Below are 23,507 nucleotides of genomic sequence, written 5' to 3' on the forward strand. Positions count from 1 at the left end.
CGCCTGTGGATAACTCCCGGTAGGGCATCGGTCTCAGCCGGTGCGCCGGATCAGCGCCAGATACATCGCGTCCGTGCCGTGCAGGTGCGGCCACAGCTGTACGTCCGGCCCCTCGCCGAGCGCGGGCACGCCCGGCAGCAGCGGGCGGGCGTCGATCAGTTCCGTCTCCGGGCGCTGCTTGAGCACGTCGGCGACGACCGCGCGGGTCTCGGCGAGGTGCGGCGAGCAGGTGGCGTAGCCGACGACCCCGCCGATCCGCACGGAGTCCAGCGCGCCGCGCAGCAGGGCCCGCTGGAGCGGCGCGAAGTTGTCCAGGTCCTCGGGACGGCGGCGCCAGCGGGCCTCGGGGCGCCGGCGCAGGGCGCCCAGCCCGGTGCACGGCACGTCGACCAGGACGCGGTCGAAGCTGGCGGGCCGCCACGGCGGCCGGGTCCCGTCGGCGGCGATCACCTGGTACGGCCCGGGGTTGCCGGCCAGCGCCTTGGCCACCAGTCCGGCCCGGTGCGGCTGCTTCTCGGAGGCGAGCAGCGTGGCCCCGCGCTCGGCGGCGAGGGCGGCCAGCAGCGCGGCCTTGCCACCGGGTCCCGCGCACCCGTCGAGCCACCTGCGGTCGGAGCCCTCGATGGGCACGCCGGCCAGCGCGAGGGCGACCAGCTGACTGCCCTCGTCCTGCACCCCGGCCCGGCCCTCGTGCACGGCCTCCACGGCACCCGGCTCGCCGCCCTCGGCCAGCCGCACGGCGTACGGCGACCAGCGCCCGGGCACGGCCGCGTCCTCGCGCAGCAGCTCCTCGGTGGTGGCCCGCCCGGGCCGCGCGACGAGGGTCACCTCGGGCCGCTCGTTGTCGGCCTCCAGCAGGTCCTCGATCCCGGCTCGGCCGCCGCCGAGGGAGTCCCAGAGGGCGGAGACGACCCAGCGGGGGTGGGAGTGTACGACGGCGAGGTGGTCCTCCGGGTCCTCGTCGTAGGGCGGCGCGACCTTCGCCAGCCAGCCGTCGAGGTCGTCCTGGGCGACCTTGCGCAGCACGGCGTTGACGAACTTGGCCCGCCCGTCGCCGAGCACGACACGGGCGAGTTCCACGGTCGCCGACACGGCGGCGTGCGTCGGGATCCGGGTGCCGAGCAGTTGGTGCGCGCCCAGGCTCAGCACGTCGAGCACCGGCGGGTCGACCTCGCGCAGCGGCCGGTCGACACAGGCGGCGATGACGGCGTCGTACGTGCCCTGCCGGCGCAGCGTGCCGTAGACCAGCTCCGTGGCGAGTGCGGCGTCCCGGGCGTCGAACTTCTCCGGCCCCTCCTTCTCGCGCGCCTTGCGCAGCAGCGGCGGCAGCACGAGGTTGGCGTACGCGTCCCGCTCGTCCACCGCGCGCAGCGCCTCGAAGGCCAGGATGCGGACGGGGTCCTTCTGGGGACGGCGGTAGGGCTTGGCGGGCTTACGGGGCCGCCGGGACTGCTCGCTCACGAAAAAGGTGCTCCGGATGGGAAGAAGAGGATGCGGTGTCCAGCCTACGTCGGCACACCGGCGCCTTCACGGTCCGGGCCCCGGCCGCCTCCACCGCCCGGGGATCAGCCCCCGAGCGTCTCGCCGTCGGCGATGCGCACGCCCCGCGCCCAGTCGGCGGCGCGCATCGGCTTCTTGCCCTGGGCCTGCACCCAGAGCAGCTCGACGGCGTACGACCCGGTGCCCACGTGCACGCTGTTCTTGCCGACCGCGAGCTGTCCCGGGGCGAGGTCGGTGCGCTCGGCCACGGGCGTGACCTGGATGAGCTTGAGCCGCTCGCCGCGGAAGACGGTCCAGGCGCCGGGCGCGGGGGTGCAGCCGCGCACGACCCGGTCGACGCGCAGGGCGGGCGCCGCCCAGTCCACCTGAGCGTCCTCGACGGTGATCTTCGGCGCGACGGTGATGCCCTCGCCCGGCTGCGGCAGCGCCTTCAGGGAGCCGTCCTCGATGCCGTCCATGGTCGCGGCGAGCAGCCCGGCACCGGCGAAGGCGAGCCGGGTGAGCAGGTCGCCGCTGGTGTCGGTGGGCCGGATCGTCTCGGTCACCGTCCCGTACACCGGCCCGGAGTCGAGGCCCTCCTCGATGAGGAAGGTGGAGGCGCCCGTGATCTCGTCGCCCGCCATGAGGGAGTGCTGCACCGGCGCGGCCCCGCGCCAGGCGGGCAGCAGCGAGAAGTGCAGGTTGACCCAGCCGTGAACGGGGATGTCCAGGGCGACCTTGGGCAGCAGGGCGCCGTAGGCGACGACCGGGCAGCAGTCCGGGGCGATCTCCCGCAGCCGCTCCAGGAACTCGGGGTCACGCGGCCTGGCCGGCTTCAGCACCTCGATCCCGGCCTCCTCCGCCCGCTCGGCCACGGGCGACGCGACCAGCCTGCGCCCGCGCCCGGCCGGCGCGTCGGGCCGCGTGACGACGGCGGCCACCTCGTGCCGCCCGGAGGTGATCAAGGCGTCCAGGGCGGGAACGGCGACCTCGGGGGTACCGGCGAAGACGAGCTTCATGGGCGGGATCGGGCCTCTCGGGGCGGGGTCGGGCGGGCAGCGCACCAGTCTATGGCCCCGACGCGGACGACGGTGGTGCGCCCGCCGAGTGCGGCGTACGCATATGCCCGTACGCCCCCACCCCGTGACCAGCGGAGCGCCTGCGCGTTGGTCAAGGAAGAGTTGACCACAACGGGCCGCTTGCGCGGCCCCCTTCCTTTCAACGCCGGTTCGAGAGGCTTGTTCATGGCCGACCACGCAACCCACGACGCCCAGGCCCGGGCCAGCCTGCACTTGCTGGTGCGGGACATCGAGCGGGTCCGCCGGCAGGTGGACGCACTGCGCACGCTCACCGCCCAGTTGGGCAACGTCTACCGTCCGCGCCGCTCCGGCCCCTCCACGGGCTTCGTCGTCTACGGACGCGCCCCCGCCCCCACGGTGCGCCTCGCCCAGGAACTCCGGGACAGTGTCGAGACCCTGGTGACGGCCGCGGTGGACTTCGACCGCTCGCTCGGCTTCTCGTGGGACGCGGTGGGCTCGGCGCTCGGGGTCACCAAGCAGGCCGTGCACCGCCGTTACGGCGCCCGCCGCGCCGCCGCCCAGGCGGCCGCCGAGGCCGAGCGGGCGCCCGAGCCGTCCGGTACCCGCACGCTCAACCCGCCCGCCGGGCTGCCCGCGGTGCCGACGGTCCCCGCGGCCCGTTCCATGCCGACCCAGCCGACCGCGGGCAGTCCGGCGCTGCGCGACGACACCCGGCCGGCCGCCTTCCCCACGCCGCGCGACGACGTCCGGCCGACCGCCTTCCCGGCCCCCCGCGACGACGTCCGGCCGACCGCCTTCCCCACGCCGCGCGACGACGTCCGGCCGACCGCCTTCCCCACGCCGCGCGACGACGTCCGGCCGACCGCCTTTCCCAGCCCGCGCAACGGCTGACGGCCGCACCGCCCATGCCCTCCCGGGACGAGGCCGGGAGGGCGATGCAGCTCCGGCCGAGACGACGAGACCCGCACGGCCGTCACGCGTGCCACTCCCGACACCTCGGCCGTCCCTGGCATCCCGGCCCATGGCACGCCGTGGCAGCCCCCTGTGGCACCCCTCGTCACCCGATGTCCGGCGGATCGATCCGCACCCGCACCGCCTCCCCGCTCCCCCGCGCCATCCGAGCGGCCTGCGCGGTCTTCAGGGCGGAGGCCAGCGCGGCCCCGCTGCCCGGCGGCACGCGCACGAGTGCCCGCTCCCAGTGCTCACCGGGGGGCGGCGCTCCCGTCCTGCGCGGCCGGCCGGGCAGCGTGGGCGGCACCGGCACCGGACCCAACACCTCGGCGTCCGGGGGCAGTTCGACGGCCGCCAGGAACTCGGCGACGGCCTCCTGCGTCCCGGACACGGCCGCCATCCGCGACACCGGCGGGAATCCCAGCTCGGCCCGCTCGGCCAGCTCCCGCACCGCGTGCCCGACCGGATCCCAGCGCACCAGGGCCTGGACGGGCCGCAGCGTCGGCTCGGCCACCACGACCACCGTCCCGCCCTCGCCCTGCGGCCGTACGAGCGCGCCCGCGTCGATCCAGCGGCGCAGCGCGTCCTCACCGGCCCGAAGGTCGGGGCGGGTGAGCATGGCCCAGCCGTCCAGCAGCAGGGCCGCCGCGTAACCGCCCTCGGCGACCGGTTCGGCCCCCGGAGTGCTGACGACCAGTGCGGGTGTGCCCGGCACGGTGTCCAGGACGTGCTCCCGGCCCGAGGTGCGCACCGGGACGGCGGGGAAGGCCCGCCCCAGTTCCTCGGCGGTCCGCCGCGCGCCCACGACCTGGGCGCGGAGCCGGAACCCGCCGCACTCGGGGCAGTGCCAGGCACTCTCGTCACGCCCGCACCAGTCGCACCGCAGCACGCCCGCGTCCTGCCCCTGGAGCGGCCCGGAGCAGTGCCGGCACCGGGCGGGCTCCCGGCAGCGGGCGCAGGCCATGCGGGGCGCGTAGCCGCGCCGGGGCACCTGGACCAGCACCGGCCCGTGCCGCAGGCCCTCCCGGGCCACCTGCCAGGCGAGGGTGGGCAGCCGGGCGGCGCGGGCCGCCTCGTCGCGCGCGAGGTCGTCGTCCCCGACGGTCCGCACCAGGGGCGCGGTGCGCCGTACCTGCTCGCGGCCGGGAGCCAGCGGCCGGGCCCAGCCGCTCTCCACGAGCTGGGCGGCCTCCACGGTGCAGCCGAATCCGCCGAGCAGGAAGGCGCACTTGTCCAGGGCGGCGCGCAGCAGCAGCACATCGCGCGCGTGCGGCTGCGGAGCGTGCTGCTCACTGTGGCTGTCGTCGCCGTCGTCCCAGATGGCGACGAGGCCGAGCTCCTGCACGGGGGCGAACATCGCCGCCCGTGTCCCGACCACGGCGCGCACGGAGCCCCGGCGCACCGCGAGCCACTGCGCGTACCGCTTCTCGGGCCCGGCGTCGGCCGTGAGCGTCGCGTGCCGGCCCGCTCCGAGCAGCGCGGTGAGCGCGGCGTCGACCCGCGCGGCGGCCCGGCCGTCCGGTACGACGACGAGGGCGCCGCGGCCCGAGGCGAGCGTGGCGGCGACGGCGCGGGCCAGTTCCTCGCTCCACAGCGGCCCCGGCAGGGCGCTCCACACGGCCCTGGGCGCGCCGCCGGTGGCCAGCGCGTCCAGGAAGGCGGCCCCGTGCTCGTACCGGCCCCAGGAGCCCGTCTCCGGGGCCTTCGGGGGCGGCAGCGGCGCGGGGGACGGCCGCTGCTCGGCGCGTGCGCTGCGCGGCGGGACGGCCAGCTGCAGCACGTCGGCGAGGCTGCCCGCGTACCGGTCGGCGACGGCCCGGGTCAGCGCGAGCAGCTCCTCGCTCAGCACCGGCTCGGGCGACACGACCTGGGCCAGCGCGGCCAGCGGGCCCGAGTAGTCGGACTCGGCCCGCCGCTCGACCAGGAACCCGTCGATCAGCCCGCCGCCCTCCCGGCGGCCCTCCCGCACCCGGTGCCGCCCGGCGCCGAACCGCACCCGCACCCGCACCCCGGGCTGCGCCTGCTCGTCCAGCTCCTCGGGCACGGCGTAGTCGAAGTACCGGTCGAGGTGCAGCACGCCCTTGTCGACCAGCACCCGCGCGACGGGCAGCTCCTTGGCGAGCGCGGCCCCGCGCCAGGTCCGCGGCTTGGCCCGGGGCGTCTTCGCCTGGCGCACGCTCTCCCGAATGAGCGCGAGCTGCTCCGGCGCGGCCTCCCCGGCCGCACCGTCCCCCTCTGCCCGGGACGCCCCGTTCTCGCTGCTCACGCTTGCATTCTTACCAAACGGCACCGACAACGGCCCGGTCCGGCCGGAGGTGGTGACGGGCACGGTGGCCGGGTTGAGCGAGCGTGACGTCGTCACGGGCACGGTGGCCGCCGTGCACTTCTTCGGGGTCTTCGTGGGCCTCGACGGCGAACCCCCGCATCCCTCTACCCGGGCACGGGATTCATGCGGGTCCTGGAGACCGGCTGCGACCGGCGCCGGGTCCGCCTGTCGGCGGTCGGCCGAGCGCCGGACATGCCGAGGCCCGGCCCCCCGAAGGGAAGCCGGGCCTCGGTGAGTGGCTCCGGGTGCTAGATGCCCACGGCCTTGCGCAGGGCGTCCACGCGGTCCGTGCGCTCCCAGGTGAAGTCGGGCAGCTCGCGGCCGAAGTGGCCGTAGGCGGCCGTCTGGGCGTAGATCGGGCGCAGCAGGTCGAGGTCGCGGATGATGGCGGCCGGGCGGAGGTCGAAGACCTCGTCGATCGCCTTCTCGATCTTCTCGGCGTCGACCTTGGCGGTGCCGAAGGTCTCGACGAAGAGGCCGACGGGCTCGGCCTTGCCGATCGCGTACGCCACCTGGACCTCGCAGCGGGAGGCCAGGCCGGCCGCGACGACGTTCTTGGCGACCCAGCGCATCGCGTAGGCGGCCGAGCGGTCCACCTTGGACGGGTCCTTGCCGGAGAAGGCGCCGCCGCCGTGCCGGGCCATGCCGCCGTAGGTGTCGATGATGATCTTGCGGCCGGTCAGACCCGCGTCACCCATCGGGCCGCCGATCTCGAAACGGCCGGTCGGGTTGACCAGCAGGCGGTAGCCCTCGGTGTCCAGCTTGATGCCCTCGTCCAGCAGCGCCTTCAGCTCCGGCTCGACGACGAACTCGCGGATGTCGGGAGCCAGCAGCGACTCCAGGTCGATGTCCGAGGCGTGCTGCGAGGAGACGACGACCGTGTCGAGGCGGACGGCCTTGTCGCCGTCGTACTCGATGGTGACCTGCGTCTTGCCGTCGGGGCGCAGGTAGGGGATGGTGCCGTTCTTGCGGACCTCGGACAGGCGCTTGGACAGGCGGTGCGCCAGGAAGACCGGCAGCGGCATGAGGGTCGGCGTCTCGTCGGAGGCGTAGCCGAACATCAGGCCCTGGTCGCCCGCGCCCTGCCGGTCCAGCTCGTCCTCGTCGCCCTCGACCCGGGACTCGTACGCCGTGTCGACACCCTGCGCGATGTCCGGGGACTGCGCGCCGATGGACACCGACACGCCGCAGGAGGCGCCGTCGAAGCCCTTCTTGGAGGAGTCGTAGCCGATCTCGAGGATCTTGCCACGGACGAGGGTGGCGATGTCCGCGTAGGCCTTGGTGGTCACCTCGCCGGCCACGTGCACCAGGCCGGTGGTGATCAGCGTCTCCACGGCGACCCGGGAGGTCGGGTCCTCGCGCAGAAGCGCGTCGAGAATGGTGTCGCTGATCTGGTCAGCGATCTTGTCGGGGTGACCCTCGGTCACGGACTCCGAGGTGAACAGGCGACGGGACACAACGCTCCCTGTGGTTGCAGCGGCTGCTGGCTGATCATTTGCGGGCGACACGGGGCTGCGCCCGGCGTCGACCGAGAACAGTTTATCGGTCGCACTCGGTCCGTGGGCCACCGTCTCGCCTCTCGGGAGCGCTGTGACCTGCGGCACGGGCATTCTGCACAATGCCGAGAGGCCTTGGCCAGGGCCGCCACGCCCGAATTCAGAGTTCCTCCAGGGATCGTTCAGCACTCCGCAACCGGGAACCAGGGCCGCCCCGGGGTCAGCCGAGGCGCTGCGCGACCAGGTCCCAGACGGTCTCGGCGAGGGCCTCCTTGGGCCCGTACGGCACCGGGATCTCACTGCCGTCGGCGCCCAGCACGACGGCCTCGTTCTCCTCGGAGCCGAAGGTCTTGCGCTCCCCCACCTCGTTGACCACGAGCAGGTCACAGCCCTTGCGGGCGAGCTTGGTGCGGCCGTTGGCGAGGACGTCGTCGGTCTCGGCGGCGAAGCCGACGATCACCTGGCCGGACCGCGCCCGGTCGGCCGAGATCTCCGCGAGGACGTCCGGATTGCGCACCAGGACGACCGGGTCGGGGTCCTGGCCGTCCTTCTTCTTGATCTTCCCCGCCGCGTAGGCCGCCGGGCGGAAGTCGGCGACGGCCGCGGCCATGACCACCGCGTCGGCGTCCGCGGCCGCCTTCAGGACCGCCTCGCGCAGCTGGACGGCCGTGCCGACCGGGACGACGTCCACGCCCGCCGGATCGGGCAGGCCGGTGTTGGCGGCGATCAGCGTCACCCGGGCACCGCGGGCAGCGGCGGTGCGGGCGAGGGCGTAGCCCTGCTTGCCGGAGGAGCGGTTGCCGAGGAAGCGGACCGGGTCGAGGGGCTCGCGGGTGCCGCCGGCGGAGACGACGACGTGCCGCCCCCGGAGGTCGGGCTCGCCGACGCCACGGGCCAGCACCCGGCGGCAGACCTCGAAGATCTCCACCGGGTCGGGCAGCCGGCCCTTGCCGGTGTCGACACCGGTGAGCCGGCCGACGGCGGGCTCGATGACGACGGCGCCGCGCCGGCGCAGCGTGGCCACGTTCTCCTGGGTGGCCGGGTGCTCCCACATCTCGGTGTGCATCGCGGGCGCGAAGACGACCGGACAGCGGGCGGTGAGCAGCGTGTTGGTCAGCAGGTCGTCGGCGAGTCCGTGGGCGGCCTTGGCGAGCATGTCGGCCGTCGCGGGTGCGACGACGACCAGGTCGGCGTGCTGGCCGATGCGGACGTGCGGGACCTCGTGGACGTCGTCCCAGACGTCCGTCGAGACGGGGTTGCCGGACAGCGCGGACCAGGTGGCGGCGCCGACGAAGTGCAGCGCGGAGGCGGTGGGCACCACGCGGACGTCGTGACCCGACTCCGTGAACCTTCTCAGCAGCTCACAGGCCTTGTAGGCGGCGATGCCACCGCTGACACCCAGAACGACCTTCGGCTTGTCCACGCTCACTCCCCGGACTCGGAACCCTGCACCACCCATGACACACCACAGGCCCGGCAGGATGACTACCGGGCCTGTGGATAAGTCGATCGCAGTCTGAAAGTACTACTGCTCGGACTGCATCTCCTGCGCAGGACTACTGGGCGGGGCCCTCGATGGCCTCGGACGTCAGCAGACCCGCGTTGATCTCGCGCAGGGCGATCGAGAGCGGCTTCTCGTGGACGTGGGTGTCGACGAGCGGACCGACGTACTCGAGGAGGCCCTCGCCGAGCTGCGAGTAGTACGCGTTGATCTGGCGGGCCCGCTTGGCCGCGTAGATCACGAGGCTGTACTTCGAGTCGGTGGCCTCGAGAAGCTCGTCGATCGGCGGGTTGATGATGCCCTCGGGCGCGGTGATGGAAGAGGACACGCTCTACCTTCCGATGGATGGAAAAGAATCGATCACGTGATCACGATCACGGTCACACAACGTCCATCAAGGCTAGCAGCTCGCGGGCCACGTCCTCGACGGAGGTGTTGACCAGGGTCGTATCGAACTCCGGCTCGGCCGCCAGCTCGGTCCTGGCCGCCTCCAGGCGGCGTTCGATGACCTCGGGCGGCTCGGTGCCGCGGCCGGTCAGCCTGCGCACCAGCTCCTCCCAGGAGGGGGGAGCCAGGAACACCAGCTGCGCGTCGGACAGCGACTCGCGGACCTGCCGTGCACCCTGGAGGTCGATCTCCAGGAGGACGGGCTCGCCGTTCTCCAGCCGCTCCTGCACGGCCCCGCGGGGCGTGCCGTAGCGGTTGCCGGCGAACTCGGCCCACTCGAGCAGCTCACCGTTGGCGATCAGCTTGTCCATCTCCTCGTCGGTGACGAAGAAGTAGTGGACTCCGTGCCGCTCGCCGGGGCGCGGCTTGCGGGTGGTCGCCGATACCGAGAGCCAGACCTCGGGGTGTTCCTTGCGCATATGGGCGACGACCGTGCTCTTGCCGACCCCCGAGGGGCCGGAGAGCACGGTCAGCCGCGGACGTACGTCCGGGGGCTCGGGGGTCGTCCCCCGGAATGTTGCAGCCATGCAGCGATTATTCCAGCAATCCCGGAGTGCCCGGGACTCCTGGTCCGGTCAAGGTCCCGGACTCAGGAGCCGGTGCTGCCGAACTCACGCTCCAGGGAAGCGATCTGGTTGGACCCGAGACCCCGCACGCGGCGGCTCTCGGAGATGCCCAGACGCTCCATGATCTGCTTGGCGCGGACCTTGCCCACGCCCGGCAGGGACTCGAGCAGTGCGGAGACCTTCATCTTGCCGATGACGTCGTTCTCCTGGCCCTGCTTGATGACCTCGTGCAGGGAGGCGCCGGAGTGCTTGAGTCGATTCTTGACCTCGGCCCGCTCCCGGCGAGCCGCGGCGGCCTTTTCGAGCGCGGCTGCGCGCTGTTCAGGGGTAAGGGGCGGAAGAGCCACGCCTACGTCACCTCGGATGTCGAACTGTCGGATACGGACCGGTGAGGAACCTAGTCGCCCCACACCTGGGGAGCCACGAGCAACACGCTTCGCCCGTTCTCCCCCACTACCTAATGGGTGTGGGGGTGTCCCCACAGCTCGGAGACTAGCGGGCAAGTCCGCCAGAGTCAGCGAGAACAGCGGAAAAGTCCTGGTCAGCCTCCGCCAGGCCGGACATTTCAGACATAATGCCCTCGATTTGAGGATGTATTCACACTCAAGTCGCCCCGGCGCCGCTCACCCGGGCACCCCGCGGGGAGTCAGGCACCGGCGACGGCGGCCTGGATCTCCTCCGCGAACCGCTCGGCCGCACCGCGCAGCGCCCTGACGTCGGGACCGTGACGCAGAACACCCCGGCTGACGTTCGGTACGACGTTGCGCACGGCCGTCCCGAAGACCTTGGGAAGGTCGGCCGGGGTCGCCCCCTGGGCGCCGATGCCGGGCGCGAGGAGCGGCCCGTTGACGTCGAGGTCGTACGAGGACAGGTCGCCGAGTGTGGCGCCGACGACCGCGCCGAAGGAGCCCAGCGGCTCCTCCCCGGCGTTCTCGGCCGCCAGGTGGGCCAGCATGGTCGCCCCGACGGTCCGGCCGTCCTCGCGGACCGCGTGCTGGACCTCGCGCCCTTCCGGGTTCGAGGTCAGCGCCAGCACGAACAGACCGGCACCGCTCTCCCGGGCCAGGGCGACGGCCGGGCTGAGCGAGCCGTAGCCGAGGTACGGCGAGACGGTCAGCGCGTCGGAGAACAGCGGGGCGTCCTTGTGCAGGAACGCCTCGGCGTAGGCGGCCATGGTCGAGCCGATGTCGCCGCGCTTGGCGTCCATCACGACCAGGGCGCCGGCCGCGCGCGCGTCCCGCACGCACTGCTCGAGCACGGCGAGACCGCGCGAGCCGAACCGCTCGAAGAAGGCGCTCTGCGGCTTCAGCACGGCCACCCGGCCGGCCGTCGCCTCGACGACGGTGCGGCTGAACCGCTCCAGACCGGCCACGTCGTCGTTCAGGCCCCACTCCGCGAGCAGCGAGGCGTGCGGGTCGATGCCGACGCACAGCGGACCGCGCTCGTCCATGGCGCGGCGCAGGCGGGCGCCGAAGGGCTCGTGGGACGTCATGCGGGCTTCCTCACGTCGGCGCCGACCGCGTCGGCGAGGGTGGCGTACGGGCTGGTGCGCAGGCGGGCGGCGAGCCCCTTGTGGATCGCGCGGCACCAGAAGGGACCTTCGTAGATGAAGGCGCTGTACCCCTGGACGAGCGTGGCACCGGCCAGGATGCGCTGCCAGGCGTCCTCGGCGGTCTCGATGCCGCCGACGCCCACCAGGGTGATCCGGTCGCCCACGCGCGCGTACAGGCGGCGCAGCACCTCCAGGGAGCGGGCCTTGAGCGGGGCGCCGGACAGACCGCCGGTCTCCTTCACGAGCGAGGGCTGCGACCGCAGGCCCAGGCCCTCGCGCGCGATGGTGGTGTTGGTGGCGATGATGCCGTCCAGGCCCAGCTCCACGGCCAGGTCGGCGACTGCGTCGACGTCCTCGTCGGCGAGGTCGGGGGCGATCTTCACCAGCAGCGGGACGTGCCGGTTCGCGACCGTGCGGTCGGCGGCCTCGCGGACGGCGGTCAGCAGCGGGCGCAGCGCCTCGGTGGCCTGGAGGTTGCGCAGGCCGGGCGTGTTCGGCGAGGAGACGTTGACGACCAGGTAGTCGGCGTACGGCGCGAGGCGCTCGGCCGACTTCACGTAGTCGCCGACGGCCTCCGTCTCCGGGACGACCTTGGTCTTGCCGATGTTGACGCCGACGACCGTCCGGAAGACCGGCTCGCGGGTCGCGAGGCGGGCGGCGACGGCCAGCGAGCCGTCGTTGTTGAAGCCCATGCGGTTGATCAGGGCGCGGTCCGCGACGAGCCGGAACAGCCGCTTCTTGGGGTTGCCGGGCTGCGGCTCACCGGTCACGGTGCCGATCTCGACGTGGTCGAAGCCCAGCATCGTCATGCCGTCGATCGCCACGGCGTTCTTGTCGAAGCCGGCCGCGAGCCCGAAGGGGCCGTGCATCCGCAGGCCGAACGCCTCGGTGCGCAGCTCCTTGAAGCGGGGCGCGAGGGCGGCGGCGGCGAAGGTGCGCAGCACCGGGATGCGGACCGCGAGACGGATCCAGCGGAAGGCCAGGTAGTGGGCCTTCTCGGGGTCCATCCGTTTGAAAACCAGACGGAAGAAAATCTCGTACATGTCTCTGTGTCCTCATGAAGAGGGGGACACCGTTTCCGGTGTCCCCCTCGGGGCTGCTAGTCGCGGGCCGCGGTCAGGTGTTCCGCGTGTTCCTGGAGCGAGCGGACGCCCACGTCACCGTGGTTCAGGGCGTCGATGCCCTGGACCGCGGCGGCGAGCGCCTGGACCGTCGTCAGGCACGGGACCGAGCGGGCCACCGCCGCCGTACGGATGTCGTAGCCGTCGAGGCGGCCGCCGGTGCCGTACGGGGTGTTGACGATGAGGTCGACCTCGCCGTCGTGGATCAGCTGGACGATGGTCCTCTCGCCGTTCGGGCCGGTGCCCTCGGACTGCTTGCGCACGACCGTGGCGTTGATGCCGTTGCGCTTGAGGACCTCGGCGGTGCCGGAGGTGGCGAGCAGCTCGAAGCCGTGCGCGACCAGCTCGCGCGCCGGGAAGATCATCGAGCGCTTGTCCCGGTTGGCGACCGAGATGAACGCGCGGCCCTTGGTGGGCAGCGGGCCGTAGGCACCCGCCTGCGACTTGGCGTAGGCCGTGCCGAAGACGGAGTCGATGCCCATGACCTCACCGGTGGAGCGCATCTCCGGGCCGAGGACGGTGTCGACACCGCGGCCGTGGATGTCGCGGAAGCGCGACCACGGCATGACGGCCTCCTTCACGGAGATCGGCGCGTCCAGCGGCAGCTCGCCGCCGTCGCCCTCGCGCGGCAGCAGGCCCTCCGCGCGCAGCTCGGCGACGGTCGCGCCCAGCGAGATCCGGGCGGCGGCCTTGGCGAGCGGCACCGCGGTCGCCTTCGAGGTGAAGGGGACCGTACGGGAGGCGCGCGGGTTGGCCTCCAGGACGTAGAGGATGTCGCCGGCCATCGCGAACTGGATGTTGATCAGGCCGCGCACGCCGACGCCCTTGGCGATGGCCTCGGTGGAGGCGCGCAGGCGCTTGATGTCGAAGCCGCCGAGGGTGATCGGGGGCAGGGCGCACGCCGAGTCGCCGGAGTGGATGCCGGCCTCCTCGATGTGCTCCATCACGCCACCGAGGTACAGCTCCTCGCCGTCGTAGAGGGCGTCGACGTCGATCTCGATCGCGTCGTCCAGGAACCGGTCGACGAGGACCGGCCGGGAGGGGCTGATCTCGGTCGACTCGGCGATGTAGGCGGCGAGGCGGGTCTCGTCGTAGACGATCTCCATGCCGCGCCCGCCGAGGACGTACGACGGCCGGACCAGGACCGGGTAGCCGATCTCGTCGGCGATGGCCTTGGCCTCCGCGAAGGTGGTGGCCGTGCCGTGCTTCGGGGCCGGCAGGCCCGCCTCGGCGAGGACCCGCCCGAAGGCGCCCCGGTCCTCGGCCGCGTGGATGGCCTCCGGGGAGGTGCCGACGATCGGCACGCCGTTGTCCTTCAGTGCCTGCGACAGGCCGAGCGGGGTCTGGCCGCCCAGCTGCACGATCACGCCCGCGACCGGGCCGGCCTGCTGCTCGGCGTGGACGATCTCCAGCACGTCCTCCAGCGTGAGCGGCTCGAAGTACAGCCGGTCGGAGGTGTCGTAGTCGGTGGAGACGGTCTCCGGATTGCAGTTGACCATCACGGTCTCGTACCCGGCGTCGGACAGCGCGAAGGAGGCGTGGACGCAGGAGTAGTCGAACTCGATGCCCTGGCCGATGCGGTTCGGGCCGGAGCCGAGGATGATGACGGCCGGCTTCTCGCGGGCCGCGACCTCGGACTCCTCGTCGTACGCGGAGTAGAAGTACGGCGTCCTCGCGGCGAACTCGGCGGCGCAGGTGTCGACCGTCTTGTAGACCGGGCGGATACCGAGGGCGTGCCGGACCTCGCGGACGACGTCCTCGCGCAGGCCGCGGATCTCACCGATCTGCTGGTCGGAGAAGCCGTGCCGCTTGGCCTCGGCGAGCAGGTCGGCGGTCAGCTCGGGCGCCTCGGCCAGCTCGTCCGCGATCTCCTTGATCAGGAACAGCTGGTCCACGAACCACGGGTCGATCTTCGTGTACTCGAAGACCTCTTCCGGCGTGGCGCCCGCGCGGATGGCCTGCATGACGGTGTTGATGCGGCCGTCGGTCGGGCGCACGGCCTGGCGGAGCAGGGCTTCCTTGTCCCCCGTCTCGCCGACGAAGGTGAACTGGCTGCCCTTCTTCTCCAGCGAGCGCAGCGCCTTCTGGAAGGCCTCGGGGAAGTTGCGGCCGATGGCCATGGCCTCGCCGACCGACTTCATGGTCGTGGTCAGCGTGGAGTCGGCCTGCGGGAACTTCTCGAAGGCGAACCGCGGGGCCTTGACGACCACGTAGTCGAGCGTGGGCTCGAAGGAGGCCGGGGTCTCCTGCGTGATGTCGTTCGGGATCTCGTCCAGCGTGTAGCCGACGGCCAGCTTGGCGGCGATCTTGGCGATCGGGAAGCCGGTCGCCTTGGAGGCGAGCGCCGAGGAACGCGACACGCGCGGGTTCATCTCGATGACGATCACGCGGCCGTCCTCGGGGTTCACCGCGAACTGGATGTTGCAGCCACCGGTGTCGACGCCGACCTCGCGGATGATCGCGATGCCGACGTCGCGCAGCACCTGGTACTCGCGGTCGGTCAGCGTCATCGCGGGCGCGACGGTGATCGAGTCACCGGTGTGCACGCCCATGGGGTCGAAGTTCTCGATGGAGCAGACGACCACGACGTTGTCGTGCTTGTCGCGCATCAGCTCCAGCTCGTACTCCTTCCAGCCGAGGATGGACTCCTCCAGGAGCACCTCGGTGGTCGGGGAGAGCGTGAGGCCCTGCCCGGCGATGCGGCGCAGCTCCTCCTCGTCGTGCGCGAAGCCGGAGCCGGCGCCGCCCATGGTGAAGGACGGGCGGACGACGACCGGGTAGCCGCCGAGGGTCTCGACGCCCTTGAGGACGTCGTCCATGGAGTGGCAGATGACCGAGCGGGCGGACTCGCCGTGCCCGATCTTCCTGCGGACCTCCTCCACGACGTCCTTGAACAGGTCGCGGTCCTCGCCCTTGTGGATCGCCTCGGGCTTGGCGCCGATCAGCTCGACGCCGTACTTCTCCAGGACACCGTTCTCGTGCAGCGAGATGGCGGTGTTCAGCGCCGTCTGGCCGCCCAGGGTGGGCAGCAGGGCGTCGGGGCGCTCCTTGGCGATGATCTTCTCGACGAACTCCGGGGTGATCGGCTCGACGTAGGTGGCGTCGGCGATCTCCGGGTCGGTCATGATCGTCGCCGGGTTGGAGTTGACGAGGACCACGCGCAGGCCCTCGGCCTTGAGCACCCGGCACGCCTGGGTGCCGGAGTAGTCGAACTCGGCGGCCTGGCCGATGACGATCGGGCCGGAGCCGATGACCAGGACGGACTGGATATCGGTGCGCTTAGGCACGCTGGCCCTCCATCAGGGAAACGAAGCGGTCGAACAGGTAGGCGGCGTCGTGCGGGCCCGCTGCCGCTTCGGGGTGGTACTGGACGGAGAAGGCCGGCTGGTCGAGCAGCTGCAGCCCCTCCACGACGTTGTCGTTCAGGCAGACGTGCGAGACCTCGGCGCGGCCGAACTTCGTCTCGCTGACCTTGTCGAGCGGCGCGTCCACGGCGAAGCCGTGGTTGTGCGCGGTGACCTCGACCTTGCCGGTCGTACGGTCCTGGACCGGCTGGTTGATGCCCCGGTGGCCGTACTTCAGCTTGTAGGTGCCGAAGCCGAGGGCGCGGCCGAGGATCTGGTTGCCGAAGCAGATGCCGAACAGCGGGGTCTTGCGCTCCAGGACGGCGCTCATCAGCGCGACCGGGCCCTCGGCCGTGGCCGGGTCGCCGGGGCCGTTGGAGAAGAAGACGCCGTCCGGGTCGACCGCGTAGATCTCGTCGGCCGTGGCGGTGGCGGGCAGGACGTGCACCTCGATGCCGCGCTCGGCCATCCGGTGCGGGGTCATGCCCTTGATGCCGAGGTCGATGGCGGCGACGGTGAAGCGCTTCTCGCCGACCGCGGGGACGACGTACGCCTCCTTGGTCGCGACCTCCTCGTAGAGGCTCGCGCCCTTCATGTGCGGCTGGGCCTGCACGCGCTGCAGCAGCTCGGCCTCGGGGGCCACGCCCTCGCCGGAGAAGATGCCGGCGCGCATCGAGCCGCGTTCGCGCAGGTGGCGGGTGAGGGCCCGGGTGTCGATGCCGGAGATGCCGACGACGCCCTGGCGCTCCAGCTCGTCGTCCAGCGAGCGCTTGGCCCGCCAGTTGGACGGCACGCGCGCGGGGTCGCGCACGACGTACCCGGAGACCCAGATGCGCCCCGACTCGTCGTCCTCGTCGTTCCAGCCCGTGTTGCCGATCTGCGGGGCGGTCGCGACGACGATCTGGCGGTCGTACGACGGGTCGGTGAGGGTTTCCTGGTAGCCGGTCATACCGGTGGAGAACACGGCCTCGCCGAAGGTCTCCCCCACGGCCCCGTAGGCGCGACCGCGGAAGATGCGGCCGTCCTCCAGGACGAGTACGGCGGGAACCCTGGCAGCTCCCCTTGTGGAGGTCGTCATCGTGCGCCTTCCGTGTCGTTGATCATGTGGTTCAGGGTGTCGACCCACTCGGCGTGCTCGGCCCCGTGGTCGGAGCGGAAGCCGGAGTCGATCAGCTTCTCGCCGAGCGCCCAGGTCACCACCAGCAGGCCGCCCTCGGTGAGGACCTTGCCGGCGATGCCCTTGTCGAGCCGGGCCCCGCGCAGCGCGGAGGTGGGGACGAAGAAGTCGCTCGCTCCGGGGCGCTCGACCTCCAGGCCCTGCTCCGTCAGGGTCAGCTCGGCCCGGCTGCGGGTGCCCAGGCCATGGGCCACGATGCGGTCCAGCCACTGTCCGGCGGTGGTGGAGCCGTGGTAGCGGCCTTCCATGCTCAGTTTCACCGGACCGGTCTCGTCCGGCGCGCTGGGCAGCGCGGGCAGGTCGCTCTGCAGCGTGCCGCGCCACTTCCAGCCCTCGCGCATCAGCCAGTAGACGAGCGCGATGAAGAGCAGGAGTCCGACCAGCCAGCCGATGCGGGCCGGCCAGTCGGTGACGTCGGCCGACTTCTTGGCCTCCGCCAGCAGGATTACAGGTGTCACGTGAGCTTCCCGTCGACGAGCGTGGCCTTGCCCCGCAGCCACGTGTGCGTCACACGGCCCGGCAGCTCGCGCCCCTGGTAGGGGGTGTTGCGGCTGCGCGAGGCGAAGCCCGCGGGGTCCACCTGGCCACGGTATGCCGTGTCGACGAGGGTGAGGTTGGCGGGCTCACCAGCCGAGACGGGACGGCCGTGCCCGGTGGCCTGTCCGATCTGCGCGGGCTTGGCGGACATGCGGTCGGCGACGCCGGCCCAGTCCAGCAGGCCCGTGTCGACCATGGTCTCCTGGACCACCGACAACGCGGTCTCCAGGCCCACCATGCCCATGGCGGCGGCGGCCCACTCGCAGTCCTTGTCCTCGTGCGGGTGCGGGGCGTGGTCGGTGGCGACGATGTCGATCGTGCCGTCGGCCAGGGCCTCGCGCAGGGCGAGCACGTCGCGCTCGGTGCGCAGCGGCGGGTTGACCTTGTAGACGGGGTTGTAGGTGCGCACCAGCTCATCCGTGAGGAGGAGGTGGTGCGGGGTGACCTCGGCGGTCACCTGGATGCCGCGGGACTTGGCCCAGCGGACGATCTCCACGGAGCCGGCGGTCGACAGGTGGCAGATGTGGACGCGGGAGCCGACGTGCTCGGCGAGCAGCACGTCCCGCGCGATGACCGACTCCTCGGCGACGGCCGGCCAGCCGCCCAGGCCCAGCTCGGCGGAGACGACGCCCTCGTTCATCTGGGCGCCCTCGGTCAGGCGCGGCTCCTGCGCGTGCTGGGCGACGACACCGCCGAAGGCCTTCACGTACTCCAGGGCGCGGCGCATGATCACCGCGTCGTCGACGCACTTGCCGTCGTCGGAGAAGACGGTGACGCCGGCGGCGGACTCGTGCATGGCGCCCAGCTCGGCGAGCTTCTTGCCCTCCAGCCCGACGGTGACGGCACCGATGGGCTGGACGTCGCAGTAGCCGTGCTCCCTGCCGAGCCGCCAGACCTGCTCGACGACGCCGGCGGTGTCGGCGACCGGGAAGGTGTTGGCCATGGCGAACACGGCGGTGTAGCCGCCGCTCGCCGCCGCGCGCGTGCCGGTCAGCACCGTCTCGGAGTCCTCGCGGCCCGGCTCGCGCAGGTGGGTGTGCAGGTCGACCAGGCCCGGGAGCAGCACCTTGCCGCCGGCCTCGACGACCTCGGCGCCCTCGGCACTCAGACCGGTACCCACCTCGGCGATGGTCTCGCCGTCGATCAGCACGTCCTGCGGCTCGCCGCCGAGCACCCTCGCACCGCGGATCAGGATCTTGCTCATGGTCTTACTTCTCCTCGGTACGAGAGTGGGTGACGGCGGGCTCGTTGCCGCCGAGCAGCAGGTACAGGACGGCCATCCGGATGGAGACGCCGTTGGCGACCTGCTCGATCGCGGTGCAGCGGTCGGAGTCGGCGACCTCGGCGGTGATCTCCATGCCGCGGACCATCGGGCCGGGGTGCATCACGATGGCGTGCTCGGGCAGCTTGGCCATGCGGTCGCCGTCGAGGCCGTAGCGGCGGGAGTACTCGCGCTCGGTCGGGAAGAAGGCGGCGTTCATCCGCTCGCGCTGGACGCGCAGCATCATCACCGCGTCGCACTTGGGCAGCGTGCTGTCGAGGTCGTACGACACCGCGCACGGCCAGGACTCGATGCCGACCGGGAGCAGGGTGGGCGGGGCGACCAGGGTGACCTCGGCGCCGAGGGTGTGCAGCAGGTCGACGTTGGAGCGGGCGACCCGGCTGTGCAGGATGTCGCCGACGACGGTGATCCGCCTGCCGGACAGGTCCTGGCCGAGGCCGGTGTCGCGGCCGATCAGCCGGCGGCGCATGGTGAAGGCGTCCAGCAGGGCCTGGGTGGGGTGCTGGTGGGTGCCGTCGCCCGCGTTGATGACGGCGGCGTCGATCCAGCCGGAGTTCGCGAGGCGGTACGGGGCTCCGGAGGCGCCGTGCCGGATGACCACGGCGTCGACGCCCATGGCCTCCAGGGTCTGCGCGGTGTCCTTGAGGGACTCGCCCTTGGAGACGCTCGATCCCTTGGCGGTGAAGTTGATGACGTCGGCGGACAGGCGCTTCTCGGCGGCCTCGAAGGAGATACGCGTGCGCGTGGAGTCCTCGAAGAAGAGGTTGACGATCGTGCGGCCGCGCAGGGTCGGCAACTTCTTGATCGGCCGGTCGGCGACCCGGGCCATCTCCTCGGCGGTGTCGAGGATCAGGACGGCGTCGTCGCGGGTGAGGTCGGCGGCCGAGATGAGATGACGCTGCATCTGTCAGGCTCCGTAAGGCAGTTCATTCAGGAGATTGGGGGCAAACCGGCGCGTGTGCGGGCACGCCGAAGCGGCCCTGCGCCCGAGTTGCTACTGGCCGGTCTTCACACCGAGCAGCACGGTGTCGCGACCGTCCTCCTCGGCGAGCTGGACCTTGACCGTCTCCCGCAGCGACGTGGGGAGGTTCTTGCCGACGTAGTCGGCGCGGATCGGCAGTTCCCGGTGGCCGCGGTCGACCAGGACCGCGAGCTGCACCGCGCGCGGGCGCCCGATGTCGTTCAGGGCGTCGAGGGCGGCGCGGATGGTGCGGCCGGAGAAGAGCACGTCGTCGACGAGGACGACCAGCTTGCCGTCGATGCCGTCACCGGGGATCTCGGTGCGGGCCAGCGCACGCGGCGGGTGCATGCGCAGGTCGTCGCGGTACATGGTGATGTCGAGCGAACCGACGGGCACCTTGCGGTCGGTGATCTGCTCCAGCTTGGCGGCGAGCCGCTGGGCGAGGAAGACACCCCGGGTGGGGATGCCGAGGAGCACCACGTCGTCGGCGCCCTTGGCGCGCTCGACGATCTCGTGGGCGATGCGGGTCAGTACCCGCGCGATGTCAGGGCCTTCGAGAACGGGCCGGGCATCGGTTGCCTGCGCGGACGCAGACGAGTCGTGCTTGTCCATACGAAACGGACCCCCTTCTCCGCCTCACGGGACGGATCTTAAAGGACGTCGGATTTGCGCCATCCACCGTAGCAGGTCTCCGGGAGCCCCCCGATCACCCGCCCGGCGTAACGGGCCACCACTACCACGGAAGAGTCGGGGTGGACCATTCGGCTTGACGCATGAGAGTCACGCTGCGTAACCTCACAGTGAGTTACCAGCCGCGCGGCGGGAAAACAGCCGGCCGCGTCGACACAGTGTCCGGGGAGCTATATGTCCAGCGAATACGCCAAACAGCTCGGGGCCAAGCTCCGGGCCATCCGCACCCAGCAGGGCCTTTCCCTTCACGGTGTCGAGGAGAAGTCCCAGGGGCGCTGGAAGGCCGTGGTGGTCGGTTCCTACGAGCGTGGCGACCGTGCGGTGACCGTGCAGCGCCTCGCCGAGCTGGCCGATTTCTATGGCGTCCCGGTGCAGGAGCTCCTGCCGGGCACCACGCCGGGTGGCGCCGCCGAGCCGCCGCCGAAGCTGGTCCTGGACCTGGAGCGGCTGGCCACCGTGCCGGCCGAGAAGGCCGGCCCGCTGCAGCGCTACGCGGCCACGATCCAGTCCCAGCGCGGTGACTACAACGGCAAGGTGCTCTCCATCCGCCAGGACGACCTGCGCACACTCGCCGTCATCTACGACCAGTCCCCCTCGGTCCTCACCGAGCAGCTGATCAGCTGGGGCGTCCTGGACGCGGACGCGCGCCGCGCGGTGGCCACGCACGAAGAGGCCTGAGCCGCAGGACACCAGCGCAGAAACGTGCCGCCGGGGTGGCCGGAACTTTGCGGTTCCGGCCGCCCCGGCGGCGTTTTCCCGCTCATCCGAAGAACGCCGGAGGGCCCGCAGCACGAGCATGCTGCGGGCCCTCCGGCGTTGCCGTACGGGGCTCTAGGCCTCGTCCCGGCGCAGGGACGACTTGAGCTCCTTCAGCCTGCCCAGCAGGCCGTTCACGAACGAGGGCGACTCGTCCGTGGAGAACTCCTTCGCCAGCTGCACCATCTCGTCCAGGACGACGGCGTCCGGGGTCTCGTCGACCCAGATCAGCTCGTACGCGCCCAGCCGCAGGATGTTGCGGTCGACGACCGGCATCCGGTCCAGCGTCCAGCCGACCGCGTACTGGGCGATCAGCTCGTCGATGCGCTTCGCGTGTGCCGCGTAGCCCTCGACCAGCTGCATCGTGTACTCGCTGACCGGCGGCTGCCGGGTGTCGGACCGGGAGAGCCGGATCCAGTCGGCGAGGACCGTCAGGACGTCGGCGCCACGCTGATCTCCCTCGAAGAGGATCTGGAAGGCGCGCTTGCGGGCCGTGTTGCGGGCAGCCACGGTTAGCTGTTCACCCGGCCGAGGTAGTCGCTGGTGCGGGTGTCGACCTTGATCTTCTCGCCGGTGGTGATGAAGAGCGGGACCTGGATCTGGTGGCCGGTCTCCAGGGTGGCGGGCTTGGTGCCACCGGTGGAGCGGTCGCCCTGGACGCCGGGCTCGGTCTCCTGCACGACCAGCTCGACGGCGGCCGGCAGCTCGATGAAGAGCACCTCGCCCTCGTGCTGGGCGACGGTGGCGGTGAAGCCCTCGATCAGGAAGTTGGCGGCGTCGCCGACGGCCTTGCGGTCGACCATCAGCTGGTCGTAGGTCTCCATGTCCATGAAGACGAAGTAGTCGCCGTCCATGTACGAGAACTGCATGTCGCGCTTGTCGACAGTGGCGGTCTCGACCTTGACGCCGGCGTTGAAGGTCTTGTCGACCACCTTGCCGGACAGCACGTTCTTGAGCTTGGTGCGCACGAAGGCCGGGCCCTTGCCGGGCTTGACGTGCTGGAACTCGACGACGGACCAGAGCTGGCCGCCTTCGAGCTTGAGCACCAGGCCGTTCTTGAGGTCGTTCGTGGAAGCCACGGTTGCGGAATCTCCTGGACTGACGTACGACCCCGGATCACGCGCACAGCGCGAGGCTAGAGCGCGAGCAGCTCCTTGGTCGTGATGGTGAGTAGCTCGGGTCCGCCGTCCGCCTCGGGGCGCACGACGAGCGTGTCATCGATCCGGACACCGCCCCGGCCCGGGAGGTGGACCCCCGGTTCGACGGTGACCGGCACGCAAGCGTCCAGTTTACCCATGGCTGCGGGGGCCAGCTGCGGGTCCTCGTCGATTTCGAGTCCGACGCCGTGTCCGGTGAGCGGTGGCAGTGCTTCCGCATAGCCGGCGGAGTCCAGCACCTGACGCGCCGCCCGGTCCACGTCACGGTAGGCCGCACCCGGCGCGAGGGCCTCGCGTCCGGCGCGCTGGGCGGCGAAGACCAGGTCGTAGAGCTGGATCTGCCAGTCGGCGGGCGAGGTGCCGATGACGAAGGTACGGCCGATCTCGCAGCGGTAGCCACGGTAGGTGGCGCCCAGGCAGACGGAGAGGAAGTCGCCCTCCTCCACCCGCCGGTCGGTGGGGCGGTGACCGCGGCGGCCCGAGTGCGGGCCGGTGGCAACCGAAGTGGGGAAGGCCGGGCCGTCGGCCCCGTGGTCGACCAGACGGCGCTCCAGCTCCAGCGCGAGATGCCGCTCGGTGCGGCCGACCAGGATGGACTCCAGCAGCTCGCCGAGGGCCTGGTCGGCGATCTCGGCGCCGATGCGGAGGCAGGAGATCTCCTCCTCGTCCTTGACGACCCTGAGCTGTTCCACCGCACCGCCGAGGTCGGTGAGGCGGAGTGCGGGGGCGACCGAGGCGAGGCCCCGGTGCCGGCTGACCGTGAGGTGGTGTTCCTCGACGGCGAGGCTGTCGGCGTCCTGGGCGGTGGCGAGGTCGGCTGCCGCGACCGCGGCGTCACCGCCGGGCGCGGGCAGGACGTGCAGCCGCAGGCTCTCGTCCGGGCGGCCCTCGTAGGGCCGGTCCTCGGGCGGACCCGTGCAGACGAGGAGGTCCTCGCGCCTGCCCAGCAGCAGCACGGAGCCCTGGGGGGCCGCTGCCGCGAGGTAGCGCACGTTGGCGGGGCGGGTGACGAGGGCTGCCGCGGTGCCGGCCGCGGTGAAGTGGTCCCTCAGCCGGGATCGGCGGTTCGCGTACACCTCTGACATGAGATGAGCGTAGGAGTTTTGTGCGGTTTGTGCCGTTCG

General features: G+C 72.0%; 20 protein-coding genes and 1 pseudogene. 2 read left to right on the plus strand and 19 right to left on the minus strand.

All coding sequences use genetic code 11. The features are described 5' to 3' along the window. Positions 1 to 33: 33 nt before the first annotated feature. Positions 34 to 1,461, minus strand: coding sequence for a transcription antitermination factor NusB (locus AB0N17_RS15895; protein WP_366011900.1), 1,428 nt, complete (start codon positions 1,459 to 1,461; stop codon positions 34 to 36). A 104-nt stretch (positions 1,462 to 1,565) separates the two neighbouring features. Further along, the gene (fmt, locus tag AB0N17_RS15900; protein ID WP_366011901.1) at positions 1,566 to 2,498 is read right to left on the minus strand and encodes a methionyl-tRNA formyltransferase; all 933 of its coding nucleotides are present in this window, start codon (positions 2,496 to 2,498) and stop codon (positions 1,566 to 1,568) included. Between the two features lie 225 nt (positions 2,499 to 2,723). Between fmt and AB0N17_RS15905 the strand changes: the two are divergent. Then, positions 2,724 to 3,260 (plus strand): annotated as a pseudogene (locus AB0N17_RS15905) (hypothetical protein); the annotation flags it as partial. Between the two features lie 316 nt (positions 3,261 to 3,576). Here AB0N17_RS15905 and AB0N17_RS15910 read toward each other — a convergent pair. The 14 genes from AB0N17_RS15910 to pyrR form a co-directional block, all read right to left on the minus strand. Next, positions 3,577 to 5,736 carry a primosomal protein N' gene (locus AB0N17_RS15910; protein WP_366011902.1) on the minus strand — a complete coding sequence of 720 codons (2,160 nt, stop codon included), beginning with the start codon at positions 5,734 to 5,736 and terminating at the stop codon, positions 3,577 to 3,579. A 308-nt stretch (positions 5,737 to 6,044) separates the two neighbouring features. Beyond that, a complete protein-coding gene (gene metK / locus AB0N17_RS15915; RefSeq protein ID WP_366011903.1) occupies positions 6,045 to 7,253 on the minus strand; it encodes a methionine adenosyltransferase in 1,209 nt (402 codons plus the stop codon). Between the two features lie 259 nt (positions 7,254 to 7,512). Beyond that, positions 7,513 to 8,715, minus strand: a complete 1,203-nt coding sequence (gene coaBC / locus AB0N17_RS15920; RefSeq protein ID WP_366011904.1) for a bifunctional phosphopantothenoylcysteine decarboxylase/phosphopantothenate--cysteine ligase CoaBC — start codon at positions 8,713 to 8,715, stop codon at positions 7,513 to 7,515. 133 nt (positions 8,716 to 8,848) lie between these two features. Next, positions 8,849 to 9,121, minus strand: coding sequence for a DNA-directed RNA polymerase subunit omega (gene rpoZ / locus AB0N17_RS15925; RefSeq protein WP_005319902.1), 273 nt, complete (start codon positions 9,119 to 9,121; stop codon positions 8,849 to 8,851). A gap of 52 nt (positions 9,122 to 9,173) precedes the next feature. Then, entirely contained in the window at positions 9,174 to 9,767 is a 594-nt protein-coding gene (gmk, locus tag AB0N17_RS15930) for a guanylate kinase (protein ID WP_366011905.1), read from the minus strand. A 62-nt stretch (positions 9,768 to 9,829) separates the two neighbouring features. Then, positions 9,830 to 10,153 (minus strand): integration host factor, encoded by a 324-nt coding sequence (locus tag AB0N17_RS15935; RefSeq protein WP_003977346.1) that lies wholly within the window; start codon positions 10,151 to 10,153, stop codon positions 9,830 to 9,832. Positions 10,154 to 10,452: 299 nt separating this feature from the next. Further along, complete coding sequence (pyrF, locus tag AB0N17_RS15940) at positions 10,453 to 11,298, minus strand: orotidine-5'-phosphate decarboxylase (protein WP_366011906.1); 846 nt, start codon at positions 11,296 to 11,298, stop codon at positions 10,453 to 10,455. Then, the gene (locus AB0N17_RS15945; RefSeq protein WP_366011907.1) at positions 11,295 to 12,401 is read right to left on the minus strand and encodes a quinone-dependent dihydroorotate dehydrogenase; all 1,107 of its coding nucleotides are present in this window, start codon (positions 12,399 to 12,401) and stop codon (positions 11,295 to 11,297) included. Before AB0N17_RS15945 ends, pyrF begins: the two co-directional genes overlap by 4 nt. A gap of 56 nt (positions 12,402 to 12,457) precedes the next feature. Beyond that, on the minus strand, positions 12,458 to 15,766 hold the full coding sequence (gene carB / locus AB0N17_RS15950; protein ID WP_366011908.1) for a carbamoyl-phosphate synthase large subunit: 3,309 nt from the start codon (positions 15,764 to 15,766) through the stop codon (positions 12,458 to 12,460). Beyond that, a complete protein-coding gene (gene carA, locus AB0N17_RS15955; RefSeq protein ID WP_366011909.1) occupies positions 15,759 to 16,901 on the minus strand; it encodes a glutamine-hydrolyzing carbamoyl-phosphate synthase small subunit in 1,143 nt (380 codons plus the stop codon). Before carA ends, carB begins: the two co-directional genes overlap by 8 nt. Further along, positions 16,898 to 17,458, minus strand: coding sequence for a hypothetical protein (locus AB0N17_RS15960; RefSeq protein ID WP_366011910.1), 561 nt, complete (start codon positions 17,456 to 17,458; stop codon positions 16,898 to 16,900). The genes carA and AB0N17_RS15960 overlap by 4 nt, the downstream gene beginning before the upstream one ends. Then, positions 17,455 to 18,741, minus strand: a complete 1,287-nt coding sequence (locus AB0N17_RS15965) for a dihydroorotase (protein ID WP_366011911.1) — start codon at positions 18,739 to 18,741, stop codon at positions 17,455 to 17,457. The genes AB0N17_RS15960 and AB0N17_RS15965 overlap by 4 nt, the downstream gene beginning before the upstream one ends. 4 nt (positions 18,742 to 18,745) lie before the next feature. Then, positions 18,746 to 19,723, minus strand: coding sequence for an aspartate carbamoyltransferase catalytic subunit (locus AB0N17_RS15970; RefSeq protein ID WP_366011912.1), 978 nt, complete (start codon positions 19,721 to 19,723; stop codon positions 18,746 to 18,748). A gap of 90 nt (positions 19,724 to 19,813) precedes the next feature. Further along, entirely contained in the window at positions 19,814 to 20,392 is a 579-nt protein-coding gene (pyrR, locus tag AB0N17_RS15975; protein ID WP_366011913.1) for a bifunctional pyr operon transcriptional regulator/uracil phosphoribosyltransferase PyrR, read from the minus strand. 252 nt (positions 20,393 to 20,644) lie between these two features. Between pyrR and bldD the strand changes: the two genes are divergently transcribed. After that, positions 20,645 to 21,148, plus strand: a complete 504-nt coding sequence (bldD, locus tag AB0N17_RS15980) for a transcriptional regulator BldD (RefSeq protein ID WP_014671524.1) — start codon at positions 20,645 to 20,647, stop codon at positions 21,146 to 21,148. 153 nt (positions 21,149 to 21,301) lie between these two features. Here bldD and nusB read toward each other — a convergent pair whose 3' ends face one another. Genes nusB through AB0N17_RS15995 form a run of 3 tightly spaced genes read right to left on the minus strand, consistent with a single transcriptional unit; the run spans position 21,302 to position 23,468 of the window. Next, positions 21,302 to 21,736 carry a transcription antitermination factor NusB gene (gene nusB / locus AB0N17_RS15985; protein WP_366011914.1) on the minus strand — a complete coding sequence of 145 codons (435 nt, stop codon included), beginning with the start codon at positions 21,734 to 21,736 and terminating at the stop codon, positions 21,302 to 21,304. A gap of 2 nt (positions 21,737 to 21,738) precedes the next feature. Continuing rightward, entirely contained in the window at positions 21,739 to 22,305 is a 567-nt protein-coding gene (gene efp / locus AB0N17_RS15990) for an elongation factor P (RefSeq protein WP_366011915.1), read from the minus strand. Positions 22,306 to 22,361: 56 nt separating this feature from the next. Then, the gene (locus tag AB0N17_RS15995; protein WP_366011916.1) at positions 22,362 to 23,468 is read right to left on the minus strand and encodes an aminopeptidase P family protein; all 1,107 of its coding nucleotides are present in this window, start codon (positions 23,466 to 23,468) and stop codon (positions 22,362 to 22,364) included. Positions 23,469 to 23,507 lie beyond the last annotated feature (39 nt).

This window comes from Streptomyces sp. NPDC051133 (assembly GCF_040682635.1).
Lineage (GTDB): Bacteria > Actinomycetota > Actinomycetes > Streptomycetales > Streptomycetaceae > Streptomyces.

Bases quoted from the DNA above. Each gene is read 5' to 3' on its own strand.
- pyrR (WP_366011913.1), bottom strand. From the start codon at position 20,392: ATGGACAAGCACGACTCGTCTGCGTCCGCGCAGGCAACCGATGCCCGG.
- pyrF (WP_366011906.1), bottom strand. From the start codon at position 11,298: ATGACGTCCCACGAGCCCTTCGGCGCCCGCCTGCGCCGCGCCATGGAC.
- AB0N17_RS15995 (WP_366011916.1), bottom strand. From the start codon at position 23,468: ATGTCAGAGGTGTACGCGAACCGCCGATCCCGGCTGAGGGACCACTTC.
- gmk (WP_366011905.1), bottom strand. From the start codon at position 9,767: ATGGCTGCAACATTCCGGGGGACGACCCCCGAGCCCCCGGACGTACGT.
- AB0N17_RS15945 (WP_366011907.1), bottom strand. From the start codon at position 12,401: ATGTACGAGATTTTCTTCCGTCTGGTTTTCAAACGGATGGACCCCGAG.
- fmt (WP_366011901.1), bottom strand. From the start codon at position 2,498: ATGAAGCTCGTCTTCGCCGGTACCCCCGAGGTCGCCGTTCCCGCCCTG.
- carA (WP_366011909.1), bottom strand. From the start codon at position 16,901: ATGACGACCTCCACAAGGGGAGCTGCCAGGGTTCCCGCCGTACTCGTC.
- bldD (WP_014671524.1), top strand. From the start codon at position 20,645: ATGTCCAGCGAATACGCCAAACAGCTCGGGGCCAAGCTCCGGGCCATC.
- AB0N17_RS15965 (WP_366011911.1), bottom strand. From the start codon at position 18,741: ATGAGCAAGATCCTGATCCGCGGTGCGAGGGTGCTCGGCGGCGAGCCG.
- AB0N17_RS15970 (WP_366011912.1), bottom strand. From the start codon at position 19,723: ATGCAGCGTCATCTCATCTCGGCCGCCGACCTCACCCGCGACGACGCC.